This is a genomic window from Bacillus sp. LR_5 (genome assembly GCF_042709275.1).
Window position 1 is genome coordinate 1 of sequence record NZ_JAVAXX010000213.1, and the last position, 11,431, is coordinate 11,431.

11 protein-coding genes and 1 pseudogene are annotated in these 11,431 nt (G+C 46.6%); 7 read left to right on the forward strand and 5 right to left on the reverse strand.

Features of this window, described 5'->3' with window-relative positions; genetic code table 11:
• Together yclP and yclQ are read left to right on the forward strand one after the other, a co-directional pair.
• Positions 1-746: petrobactin ABC transporter ATP-binding protein YclP (gene yclP / locus RAC86_RS28055; RefSeq protein ID WP_377886258.1), on the forward strand; the 746-nt coding region annotated here is incomplete at its 5' end.
• Between the two features lie 21 nt (positions 747-767).
• Positions 768-1,721 carry a petrobactin ABC transporter substrate-binding protein YclQ gene (yclQ, locus tag RAC86_RS28060; protein ID WP_038428358.1) on the forward strand — a complete coding sequence of 318 codons (954 nt, stop codon included), beginning with the start codon at positions 768-770 and terminating at the stop codon, positions 1,719-1,721.
• Between the two features lie 46 nt (positions 1,722-1,767).
• On the opposite strand, the gene RAC86_RS28065 is transcribed toward yclQ, so the two are convergent.
• From RAC86_RS28065 to RAC86_RS28080, 4 genes are all read right to left on the reverse strand, one after another.
• Positions 1,768-3,186, reverse strand: a complete 1,419-nt coding sequence (locus RAC86_RS28065) for an MDR family MFS transporter (protein WP_003234482.1) — start codon at positions 3,184-3,186, stop codon at positions 1,768-1,770.
• 19 nt (positions 3,187-3,205) lie between these two features.
• Positions 3,206-4,084, reverse strand: a complete 879-nt coding sequence (locus RAC86_RS28070) for a TetR/AcrR family transcriptional regulator (protein WP_014478837.1) — start codon at positions 4,082-4,084, stop codon at positions 3,206-3,208.
• Positions 4,085-4,247: 163 nt separating this feature from the next.
• Positions 4,248-4,997, reverse strand: a complete 750-nt coding sequence (gene nfsA, locus RAC86_RS28075) for an oxygen-insensitive NADPH nitroreductase (RefSeq protein WP_014475811.1) — start codon at positions 4,995-4,997, stop codon at positions 4,248-4,250.
• A gap of 16 nt (positions 4,998-5,013) precedes the next feature.
• Positions 5,014-5,301 carry a putative quinol monooxygenase gene (locus RAC86_RS28080; RefSeq protein ID WP_003234477.1) on the reverse strand — a complete coding sequence of 96 codons (288 nt, stop codon included), beginning with the start codon at positions 5,299-5,301 and terminating at the stop codon, positions 5,014-5,016.
• Positions 5,302-5,440: 139 nt separating this feature from the next.
• Here RAC86_RS28080 and RAC86_RS28085 point away from each other — a divergent pair, with 139 nt between their 5' ends.
• Positions 5,441-5,755, forward strand: coding sequence for an ArsR/SmtB family transcription factor (locus RAC86_RS28085; RefSeq protein WP_003234476.1), 315 nt, complete (start codon positions 5,441-5,443; stop codon positions 5,753-5,755).
• 1 nt (position 5,756) lies between these two features.
• On the opposite strand, the gene gabR is transcribed toward RAC86_RS28085, so the two are convergent.
• Positions 5,757-7,196, reverse strand: a complete 1,440-nt coding sequence (gene gabR / locus RAC86_RS28090; RefSeq protein WP_041850698.1) for a MocR-like transcriptional regulator GabR — start codon at positions 7,194-7,196, stop codon at positions 5,757-5,759.
• Positions 7,197-7,301: 105 nt separating this feature from the next.
• Between gabR and gabT the strand changes: the two genes are divergently transcribed.
• The 4 genes and pseudogenes from gabT to gdh form a co-directional block, all read left to right on the forward strand.
• Positions 7,302-8,612 carry a 4-aminobutyrate--2-oxoglutarate transaminase gene (gene gabT / locus RAC86_RS28095; protein WP_377886260.1) on the forward strand — a complete coding sequence of 437 codons (1,311 nt, stop codon included), beginning with the start codon at positions 7,302-7,304 and terminating at the stop codon, positions 8,610-8,612.
• 68 nt (positions 8,613-8,680) lie between these two features.
• Entirely contained in the window at positions 8,681-10,069 is a 1,389-nt protein-coding gene (gabD, locus tag RAC86_RS28100; RefSeq protein WP_377886261.1) for a succinate-semialdehyde dehydrogenase, read from the forward strand.
• 122 nt (positions 10,070-10,191) lie between these two features.
• Positions 10,192-11,055: a glucose uptake protein GlcU gene (gene glcU, locus RAC86_RS28105; protein WP_003234455.1), complete on the forward strand. Its 864-nt coding sequence runs from the start codon at positions 10,192-10,194 to the stop codon at positions 11,053-11,055.
• Between the two features lie 19 nt (positions 11,056-11,074).
• Positions 11,075-11,431 (forward strand): annotated as a pseudogene (gene gdh, locus RAC86_RS28110) (glucose 1-dehydrogenase); the annotation flags it as partial.

The window sequence follows — 11,431 nt, forward strand, 5'->3', positions numbered from 1 at the left end:
GAAATGTAAGCAAACAATATGGCGGGAAAGTTGTTCTTGAAGAGACGTCAGTCACGATTCAAAAGGGCAAAATCACCTCGTTTATCGGTCCTAACGGCGCCGGCAAAAGTACGCTGCTGTCTATCATGAGCCGCCTGATCAAAAAGGATTCCGGCGAGATTTACATAGACGGACAAGAGATTGGAGCATGTGACAGCAAAGAGCTTGCCAAGAAAATGAGCATTTTGAAGCAGGCGAACCAAATCAATATCAGGCTCACGATCAAAGACCTCGTCAGTTTTGGCAGGTTTCCGTACTCACAGGGCCGGCTGACAGAGGAAGACTGGGTTCATATCAACCAGGCGCTTAGCTATATGAAGCTGGAAGACATTCAAGACAAATACTTGGATCAGCTGAGCGGCGGACAGTGCCAAAGGGCATTTATCGCCATGGTCATTGCCCAGGACACAGATTATATCTTTCTGGATGAACCGCTGAACAATCTGGATATGAAACACTCAGTTGAAATTATGAAACTGCTGAAACGGCTGGTAGAGGAGCTTGGAAAAACGATCGTGATCGTCATTCACGATATCAATTTTGCTTCAGTCTATTCTGACTATATCGTCGCTTTGAAAAACGGCCGAATCGTTAAAGAAGGACCGCCTGAAGAAATGATAGAAACATCAGTGCTTGAGGAAATCTACGATATGACCATCCCGATTCAGACGATTGATAATCAAAGAATAGGTGTTTATTTTTCTTAATATATAGAAGAGGTGAGGAGCATGAAAAAGTTCGCGTTACTATTCATCGCTTTGGTCACTGCCGTTGTCATTTCTGCATGCGGAAACCAAAGCACAAGCAGCAAAGGTTCTGATACAAAGAAAGAACAAATCACAGTGAAACACCAGCTCGACAAAAACGGCACAAAAGTACCGAAGAACCCTAAAAAAGTTGTCGTATTTGACTTTGGAAGCTTAGATACATTAGATAAACTAGGACTTGATGATATAGTAGCGGGCCTGCCGAAACAAGTCCTTCCTAAATATCTGTCCAAATTCAAGGATGACAAATACGCTGATGTCGGCAGCTTAAAAGAGCCAGACTTCGACAAAGTGGCAGAATTAGATCCTGATCTGATCATTATTTCAGCAAGACAATCTGAGTCTTACAAAGAATTCTCTAAAATTGCGCCGACGATTTACCTTGGTGTAGATACAGCGAAGTACATGGAATCATTTAAATCAGACGCTGAAACAATCGGTAAAATCTTTGATAAAGAAGACAAAGTGAAAGATGAGCTCGCAAACATTGATCACTCAATCGCAGATGTAAAGAAAACCGCTGAAAAGCTTAACAAAAACGGTCTCGTCATCATGGCGAACGATGGAAAAATCAGCGCATTCGGTCCTAAATCAAGATACGGCCTGATCCATGACGTGTTCGGCGTGACACCGGCTGATAAAAACATCAAAGCGTCTACTCACGGACAAAGCGTTTCTTACGAGTACATTTCAAAAACAAACCCGGATTACCTGTTTGTCATTGACCGCGGTACAGCGATCGGTGAAACATCATCTACTAAACAAGTCGTTGAAAATGATTATGTGAAAAATGTAAACGCAGTGAAAAATGATCATGTCGTCTACCTTGATTCTGCTACTTGGTACTTATCAGGAGGCGGTCTTGAGTCTATGGCACAAATGATCAAAGAAGTGAAAGACGGTTTAGAAAAGTAAAACCAAAAAGAGCCCCCGCTAAGTAGCGGGGCTCTTTTTTTGTTAATCAGCGTGCCGGCTGCTGTTCGGCAGGGCGCTGAGGTTTCTTTAATGTGAATGAGAGAAGGAAGCCGACAAGTGCAATGACGGCAGCCACAATAAAAGCGGCATTCATGCCGTGCAGGGCGGCGTGCTTTACATTTGTCGTGCCTGCATGTGCCGCCTGGTTGCTCATCACGGAAACCAATAGTGCGGTTCCGATCGAGCCGCCGACTTGGCGAATCGTGTTGTTCATCGCAGTTCCGTGCGGAATCAAGTGGCGCGGCAGCGCATTGATTCCGGCTGTTGTCACCGGCATCATGATCATGGCGGTGCCTAAGAGACGAACGGTGTATAAAACGACAATCCAAGCGAGTGACGTATGGTCAGTCAGCTGCATAAACGGCAGAGATGTCAGGAAGATGATGCAGAAACCGGCAATCGCCAGCCCTCTTCCGCCGACACGGTCAAAAATTCTGCCGATAATCGGCGACATAAAGCCCATCACAACGGCTCCCGGCAGGAGCATAAGCCCTGTATCAAAAGCTGTGACATCTCTGACATTTTGTGTATAAAGCGGCAGGATGGTTTCCGTACCGATCAATAATGCAAAGACGAGGGTTCCCAGCAGTGTTGTTAAACTGAAAATGCCAAACGTGAAGACGCGGAATTCCAGCATCGGTTTTTCAAGCTTCATTTGTCTTGTGATAAACAAGAGCAGCGCGATGACACCCACCAGCAGTGAAATCAAGACGGTTGAACTGGACCAGCCGTAAGAGCCGACGCTTGAGAAGCCGTACAGAAGGCCGCCGAACCCAAATGTTGAAAGGATGACTGATAAAATATCAATCTGTGTTTTTCTTAAAGTCGTCACGTTTTTCATCAGGATGCTGGCAAGAATCAAATCAATCACAGCAAACGGAAGAATAATATAAAACAATGATCTCCAAGAGAAAGCTTCGACAGCCCATCCGGAAAGAGTCGGTCCGATCGCAGGCGCGAATGAGATGACCAATCCGACCATACCCATAGCCTGGCCGCGTTTTTCAATCGGAAAGATTGTCAGGAATACAGTCTGCATGAGCGGCATCATAATGCCGGCTCCGGCCGCTTGAATGATACGCGCTGTCAGCAGAACCGGGAAGTTCGGCGCGAACGCTCCGACGACTGTTCCGGCAGTGAAAATGCTCATTGCTGTGATGAGCAGCGCCCGGCTTGTGAATTTCTCAATTAAAAACGCGGTAATCGGAATTAAAATCCCGTTGGTTAACATAAATGATGTGGTCAGCCATTGTGCTTGGTTGGCATCGACATTGAAATCCCTCATGATATGGGGAAGTGCGGTAATCAACAATGTCTGGTTCAAAATCGCCACAAACGCTCCGGCTAACAAAATGCCGACAATGACAGAACGGTTAAAAGGTTTTTGTTCAATACTTGTGTTCAATACATATCCCTTCTTTTCTCTAAGTAATTAACAGTGTTTTTAACATGGAAACGGGCTGTGTTAAAACACTGGTTTGTTCCAGATAGCCAATCAGTGATTTGAGTAAAAAAGCGCGGGGTTCTTCCTTCTTCGCTTCTTCCTCCAGCATGGCGGCTGCGGATGTCAGTTCATCTACGTCATAGTCCGCGGCGGACAGGGAAGAGATGCCTTTATGTAATTCCTTCAGGCTTTCCGATAATAGGACTGATTTATCCTTTGGCTTGTAGGAGGATGCTGAATGAATATAAAGCTCGATGGCTTCGGGCGGAAGAAGAGACTGGCGGGTTTCCCTGTTTTTGATAATCTGATTGAGGGTGCTGATGATAAACTCTGCGATCGGGTCAAGCTCAAGCGGTTTTTCCTCGATTTTGATCAGCATTAAAAACTCACGCATCATACCATGAAGAATGATGACCAAATCCCACACAAATGGGAGAATGGTTTCTCCATACGCCTGGATCAGCGAATCGCGGTGCCAGCAGATAATCGTCGATCTGGTCTGATGGATATGCTGTTTGACCCGGTCATTGTGCAGCTTGGGGTTTCCGTAGGTCAGCATATTGAAAAACTGCTGATTCCGCCTGAAGCCCTCCAGTTCCATTTTGACCTTTTGCGTCAAACGCTCCTCCGGTGTAAGTGCGGTATTTTCCTGAAGTCTTGAGGCCGCGGCCACCATTTGCTTCTGGTTAAATGACAGCAGCTCCAAAAGCAGATCTTCTTTAGATTGGAACAGCTTATATATCGAAGCTTTTGACATCTTACATTCTTCTGCGATCGCCTGCATGGAAACCGACGTAAAATCCTTTTCCGAAAAAAGCTTTCGCGCGGCTAACAAGATATCTGTTTTTTTATCAAGCATCTCATGGCTTCCTTCTTTCTTGAACATTAGAAAACCCATTGGTTCACAGAAAACCAATGAGTAACTATGAAAAAATTTTACCAAATAAACAAAATAGAAGTCAATGGATTTTAACCGGGTAAATGAAAGGCCTGCCGGAAAATCCGACAGGCCGAATAAGAGCTTATTTTTCAACTTTAAATCCTTGTTTTTCAAGCATTTCACGGATGTGCGGATAGTACAGGCGCTCATAGTAGGAAGCGATGCTCTGTGACCAATTTCTTGTTTCTTTTCCGTTTGTCCGTTTATTCATGTATTCAGACATCTGTTCGTCGTATGCCTGAATGTGAGACGTCAGCTCATCCTGATTCAAATAAGTTTCCTGATGATTGACAGCTTCCTGCGGCAAGCGCGGTTTTTTCGCTGAACGGTCGGCAGGATGCCCAATGACAAGGCCGGATAAAGGGAACACGTATTTTGGAAGCTCAAGCAGTTCGATCAGCTCTTGAGGGTTTCCGCGAACCGCACCGATCGGAACTGTGCCAAGTCCGAGTGACTCAGCCGCTGCTGTTGCTGTGCCGAGGGCAATACCAGCGTCTACTGCGCCGACAAGAACAGATTCCAATCCATTTGTGATTTCCATTTTGAAATCATGCAGATCTTCAAGCGCAATTTTGGCCCGATTGAAATCTGCGCAGAACAGCAGGAAAACAGGAGCTTGATCGATCCATGGCTGGCCGCCTGCCAGCTCGGAGATTTTCTTTTTGCGCTCTTTATCCTGGACTGTGATCACAGTCACTTGCTGTCCGTTGATAGAAGAAGGGGCTGATTGCACCGCTTCAATGATTTGGTCCAATTGCTCCTGAGCTACAGGCTCATCTGTGTAGCTGCGAATCGAGCGGTGGTCTTTTAAAGATTTAATCACTTCATTCATATGGGACACCCTTTCTTTACTCGCTAAGCTCTGTGCGGACAACATCAAGAGGGGCGCTCAGCAGTTCTTTTCCTTTTGCGACAAACCCTTGGAAATGCGCAGTTTCGTTATGGAATTTCATTGCCGCTTCATCTTTCCATTTTTCAAGCATGACAAATGTATTTTCTTCGCCTACTTTTTCGAATAGGTCGTATTGCGCGTTGCCTTCCTCAGCTCTTGAATGCTGAACAAGTGATTGAGCCTCGCTCAAAAATTCCTCGCGTTTTTCTGGTTTTACTTTGATGTAAGCTTGTAATACGATCATTTAAATCTCCTCCGTTGTTATGCGAATTTATTGTTCGAATTTCATCGAACTAAATGTAACATGTATTCTAAATGAGGTAAAGGAAAAACCCTTATATAGTAAAATTGTCATTCTAATTGTTGTGTGATACATTTGTGTCATGAACATTCCAAACCATCCAGAAACAGAAACATTGCAGCTGACAAAGGTTCTTCATGCACTTAGTGATCCGCTTCGTTTAGAGCTCGTCAAGCAATTAGCTGAAGCAAAAGAAAAAACGTGCAGCACCTGTGCAGATGTGCAGGTTGCCAAATCGACTTTGTCGCATCATTTTAAAGTTTTGAGAGAATCGGGCATCGCTCAAGTTCGGATAGAAGGAAAGCGCCGGTATTATTCGCTTCGCGCTGAAGACCTTGAAAAGGCATTTCCGGGCCTGCTTGAAGCCGTGCTGAATGTAGACCAGGACCGCTGGTGAATCAATCCCCTGTAACGGGGATTTTTTTATGTCCGTAAACCGCTTTGAAAAGCCGCTGCACACCCTCCTGAATATCTTCTTCCTTCAGCCGTGCAAAACCAATAATGAGAGCTGGCCTGCCCGTTTGCCGCTTGTTTTCCTTCAAGTTAAATCGGCTCATTCCGAATATTTCAAGCTGCAGCCCGGCAGCATGTGACAGGATGTCTTGTTCGGTGCGCCTGGTATCAAATTCGGTAACAAAATGCAGCCCCGCATTTGCTCCTTTTACGGTTACCTCTCCGCTGAACTCTGCTTCTAAAGCGGTGATCAGGCGTTCTCTCTTTTCTTTATAATGCTGCTTCATTTTTTTTATATGCTTCTGATATTCACCAGACTCAATAAATTCCTGCAGGGTGAGCTGTGTAAGTGATGAGCAAGTCTGCAGATCATAGCCCCGCTGTTTGTATGTCCTCAACAGCTCAGGCGGCAACACCATATAGCTGATCCGCAAGCCGGGGAGAAGGGACTTTGAAAAGGTTCCCATATAGATGACATTTTGAAAACGGTCGAGGCTTTGCAACGCCGGAATACTGTCTACATCATATGTGAATTCACTATCATAATCGTCCTCAATGATATATCGGCGCGGCTCCTCGGCTGCCCAGTTCAGCAGCTGAATTCTTCTGGATACAGGCATAATCGTTCCGGACGGAAACTGATGCGACGGGGTGGTCACCAGCACATCTGGCTGCTGTCTGGTGATTTCAGCAATCGACATGCCTTTTTCATCCAGCATGATCGTCTTTACTTGTTTTCCGGCATTCTTCAAAAGCTGATACATGCGCCTGTAGCCAGGCTCCTCCATCGCATACACGGCTTCCTTGGGTAAAAGCTCAGTCAATAGCTGCATGAGCACCTGTGTGCCTGCCCCTATGATCATTTGTTCCGGCCTGCATTTTACACCCCTCGTCAGGGAAATGAGCCTGGTAATGGCCGCTCTCACTTCATATATCCCTTGCGGATGTGACATATCGCCGAGCGTGCGGTATGAGCGGGAGGCCGCTTTTTGCTCGCAGCGGAACCAGCTTTTGATCGGAAAATGGTCTGTATCGGAACTCATGTGTGAAAACGATATCCAATCGCTCTGGTCGATGTGAATCTCTTTTAGGTCATCCGGCAGTGCAAATGGAGGGTGCTCCTCGGCGGAAAACATGTCTAGTTCCTCCACGAAGAAACCCTTTCGTTCAATGGCGTACAAATACCCCTCAGCCAGCAGCTGCTGATAGGCTGAATTCACTGAATTTACGCTGACCTTGAGATTTTCAGCCAGCTCCCGCTTGGAGGGAACCTTCGAGTGCGGCAGCAGATTGCGGCTGAGGATTTCTTTTTTCAGCTTTTGATAAATTTGCTGATAGATATAATCGGCTTGTTCTGAACGATCGAGTGTAATCGTGATATCCATTTGTATTTTCTCCTTCTGATACCATCAAAAAGTTATAATTGGTACTTTTCATCATACCAAAGAGAAGTCAGAATGATAAGAAAATACCGACAGGGGGATATTCACATGAGTCAAACAACAGCAAGCATCACAACTGCACAATGGCAGCAAAAACGGGATCAATTTGTGTCAAAAGGTGTGAGCAACGGCAACCGCAGTCTGGCGGTCAAAGGAGAAGGGGCCGAGCTGTACGATCTGGACGGCCGGAGATTTATTGATTTTGCAGGCGCCATCGGCACGTTAAATGTCGGACACTCGCATCCGAAGGTGGTTGAGGCTGTGAAGCGGCAGGCGGAGGAGCTGATTCATCCTGGTTTTAATGTCATGATGTACCCGACTTATATCGAATTAGCAGAAAAACTGTGCGGCATCGCGCCGGGCAGCCATGAGAAAAAAGCGATTTTTCTTAACTCAGGGGCAGAAGCGGTCGAAAACGCTGTGAAAATCGCCAGAAAGTATACAAAGCGCCAAGGCGTTGTCTCGTTTACGCGCGGGTTTCACGGGCGCACAAATATGACGATGAGCATGACAAGCAAGGTAAAACCTTATAAATTCGGTTTCGGGCCTTTTGCGCCAGAGGTTTATCAAGCGCCGTTCCCTTATTATTATCAGAAGCCGGCCGGCATGAGTGATGAAAGCTATGACGATATGGCCATTCAAGCATTCAATGATTTCTTTATCGCTTCAGTGGCGCCTGAAACGGTGGCGTGTGTCGTGATGGAGCCAGTGCAGGGAGAAGGCGGGTTTATTATTCCTTCGAAACGGTTCGTACAGCACGTCGCTTCATTCTGCAAAGAACACGGCATTGTTTTTGTTGCTGATGAAATCCAAACCGGCTTTGCCAGAACTGGCACTTATTTCGCAATTGAGCACTTTGATGTAGTGCCCGATCTGATCACGGTTTCTAAATCGCTTGCGGCAGGCCTGCCATTAAGCGGTGTGATCGGGCGTGCGGAAATGCTTGATGCGGCAGCGCCAGGGGAGCTGGGCGGCACGTATGCCGGCAGCCCGCTCGGCTGCGCGGCGGCTTTGGCAGTCTTGGATATTATCGAAGACGAAGGACTGAATGAGCGATCTGAAGAAATTGGCAAAATCATTGAAGACAAGGCGTATGAGTGGAAACAAGAATTCCCGTTCATCGGTGACATCCGCAGACTCGGGGCGATGGCCGCAATCGAAATCGTCAAGGATCCAGACACGCGTGAGCCTGATAAAGCAAAAGCAGCGGCGATCGCGGCCTATGCGAATCAAAACGGATTACTTTTGCTGACAGCGGGAATTAACGGTAATATCATCCGCTTTTTGACACCGCTCGTCATCTCAGACAGCCTATTAAATGAAGGGCTCAGCATCTTGGAGGCGGGCCTGCGAGCTTAATCATTGGAAAGAAAACGGCCGGGTCTGCTATCATTTTAAGTAATCATGAAAAGAAAGGAATGTTCAATATGCCAGATCAATTAACGGTCTACAACCCGGCTACGGGCGAGGAGATCAAAACGATTCCTCAGCAATCAGCCACAGAGGTAGAAGAAGCCATTGAACGTTCACATCAAGCGTTTAAAACGTGGTCTAAAACATCAGCGAACGAAAGAGCGTCTCTTTTGAAAAAATGGTATGAGCTGATTGTTGAACATAAAGAAGAGCTTGCAGATTTAATTACAAAGGAAAACGGAAAACCATACAAGGAAGCAGTTGGCGAGGTACTTTACGGCGCAGGCTATATCGAATGGTTCGCAGAGGAAGCGAAGCGTGTGTACGGAAGAACGGTCCCGGCCCCGACAACGGGTAAACGAATTGTTGTCACACGCCAGCCGGTCGGCCCCGTTGCTGCTATCACGCCCTGGAATTTCCCGAATGCGATGATTACACGCAAAGCGGCGCCTGCTCTTGCCGCTGGCTGTACATTTATCATCAAGCCGGCGCCGGACACACCGCTGTCTGCTTATGAACTAGCACGCCTCGCATATGAAGCGGGCATTCCGAAGGATGTTATTCAGGTTGTAATCGGCGATGGAGAAGAAATCGGAAATGTGTTCACAAGCAGTCCGAAAATCCGCAAAATCACGTTCACAGGCTCAACACCTGTAGGGAAAATCCTTATGAAAAACAGCGCGGACACCGTGAAGCACGTCTCAATGGAACTCGGCGGACACGCCCCGCTGATCGTAGATGAAGATGCAGACATTGACCTTGCCGTTGAACAGGCGATGGCGTCCAAATACCGAAACGCCGGCCAAACCTGCGTATGTGCCAACCGCCTGATCGTTCATGAATCCATCAAGGATGAATTTGCTGCGAAACTGAGCGAGCAAGTGTCTAAGCTGAAAGTCGGAAATGGACTTGAGGAAGGCGTTAATGTCGGACCGATCATCAATAAACGAGGCTTCGAAAAAATCGTCAGCCAAATAGATGATGCGGTTGAAAAAGGCGCGAAAGTGATTGCTGGGGGCACATATGACCGAAACGATGACAAAGGGTGCTACTTTGTGAATCCGACAGTGCTCACCGATGTCGATACGTCCATGAACATCATGCATGAGGAAACATTCGGCCCGGTCGCCCCGATCGTCACGTTTTCTGATATTGATGAAGCGATTCAGCTTGCCAACGATACACCGTATGGCTTGGCTGCTTACTTCTTCACAGAAAACTACCGCCGCGGCATCTATATTTCCGAGAATCTAGAGTATGGCATTATCGGCTGGAATGACGGCGGACCGTCAGCGGTTCAAGCGCCATTCGGCGGAATGAAAGAAAGCGGCATTGGCCGTGAAGGCGGTTCAGAAGGTATCGAGCCGTACCTTGAAACAAAATATTTGTCCATCGGTTTATAAAAGAATGCACGCTCCTGAGAGCTGCCGGATTTTCCGGCAGCTCTTTTTGTGTTCCGGCGAATAATCACAACAATTCCAGCCAAAATAACAGCAAATACATTTTGAAAGAAGGTTCCCCAACAATGGATTTATTATTGGCTCTTCTCCCGGCTTTGTTTTGGGGGAGCATTGTTCTCTTCAATGTGAAATTAGGCGGCGGGCCGTACAGCCAGACACTGGGAACGACGATCGGGGCACTCATTGTTTCTATCGTTATTTACTTTTTTGTTCAGCCCGTTCTGTCACTTCGCATTTTTATTGTTGGAATCGTATCCGGCTTATTTTGGTCACTTGGACAGGCCAACCAGCTGAAAAGCATTCAATTGATGGGCGTGTCGAAAACAATGCCGATTTCCACAGGAATGCAGCTCGTTTCCACCTCGCTTTTCGGTGTGATCGTGTTCCGCGAATGGTCAACACCGATTGCGATTACGCTTGGCGTTCTCGCTTTGATCTTTATCATTGTGGGAATCATTCTCACGTCCTTGGAAGATAAGAATGATAAAAAAGAGGGTGAGCCAAGCAATTTGAAAAAGGGCATTTTGATTCTCCTTGTTTCGACTCTTGGTTATTTGGTTTATGTAGTCGTGGCTAGATTATTCAATGTGTCCGGCTGGTCCGCGCTGCTGCCACAGGCAATTGGCATGGTGGTCGGGGGGTTAGTTTTAACCTATAGACACAAACCCTTTAACAAGTATGCGATCAGAAATATTCTCCCAGGGTTAATCTGGGCAGGCGGAAATATGTTTTTGTTTATTTCTCAGCCGCGAGTCGGCGTTGCAACGAGCTTTTCCCTTTCACAAATGGGAATTGTCATTTCTACGCTCGGCGGTATTTTCATCCTGCGTGAAAAGAAAACGAAACGCCAGCTAATAGCAATTGCGATCGGGATTATCCTGATTATTGCCGCCGCCGTATTCTTAGGAATCGCCAAAACAAATTCATAACAAATGGAGGAGGATGTATATGTATCCGGATTTAAAAGGAAAAGTCGTCGCTATTACAGGAGCTGCTTCAGGGCTCGGAAAGGCGATGGCCATTCGCTTCGGCAAGGAGCAGGCAAAAGTGGTTATCAACTATTATAGTAATAAACAAGATCCAAACGAGGTAAAAGAAGAGGTCATCAAGGCGGGCGGTGAAGCTGTTGTCGTCCAAGGAGATGTCACGAAAGAGGAAGATGTAAAAAATATCGTGCAAACGGCAATCAAGGAGTTCGGTACACTCGATATTATGATTAATAATGCCGGTCTTGAAAATCCTGTACCATCTCACGAAATGCCGCTCAAGGATTGGGATAAAGTCATCGGCACGAACTTAACGGGT

What these genes read in the sequence shown, in the direction of transcription:
- yclQ (WP_038428358.1), top strand. Translation starts at nt 768, where the DNA reads ATGAAAAAGTTCGCGTTACTATTCATCGCTTTGGTCACTGCCGTTGTC.
- RAC86_RS28070 (WP_014478837.1), bottom strand. Translation starts at nt 4,084, where the DNA reads ATGCTTGATAAAAAAACAGATATCTTGTTAGCCGCGCGAAAGCTTTTT.
- nfsA (WP_014475811.1), bottom strand. Translation starts at nt 4,997, where the DNA reads ATGAATGAAGTGATTAAATCTTTAAAAGACCACCGCTCGATTCGCAGC.
- RAC86_RS28080 (WP_003234477.1), bottom strand. Translation starts at nt 5,301, where the DNA reads ATGATCGTATTACAAGCTTACATCAAAGTAAAACCAGAAAAACGCGAG.
- RAC86_RS28085 (WP_003234476.1), top strand. Translation starts at nt 5,441, where the DNA reads ATGAACATTCCAAACCATCCAGAAACAGAAACATTGCAGCTGACAAAG.
- gabR (WP_041850698.1), bottom strand. Translation starts at nt 7,196, where the DNA reads ATGGATATCACGATTACACTCGATCGTTCAGAACAAGCCGATTATATC.
- gabT (WP_377886260.1), top strand. Translation starts at nt 7,302, where the DNA reads ATGAGTCAAACAACAGCAAGCATCACAACTGCACAATGGCAGCAAAAA.
- gabD (WP_377886261.1), top strand. Translation starts at nt 8,681, where the DNA reads ATGCCAGATCAATTAACGGTCTACAACCCGGCTACGGGCGAGGAGATC.
- glcU (WP_003234455.1), top strand. Translation starts at nt 10,192, where the DNA reads ATGGATTTATTATTGGCTCTTCTCCCGGCTTTGTTTTGGGGGAGCATT.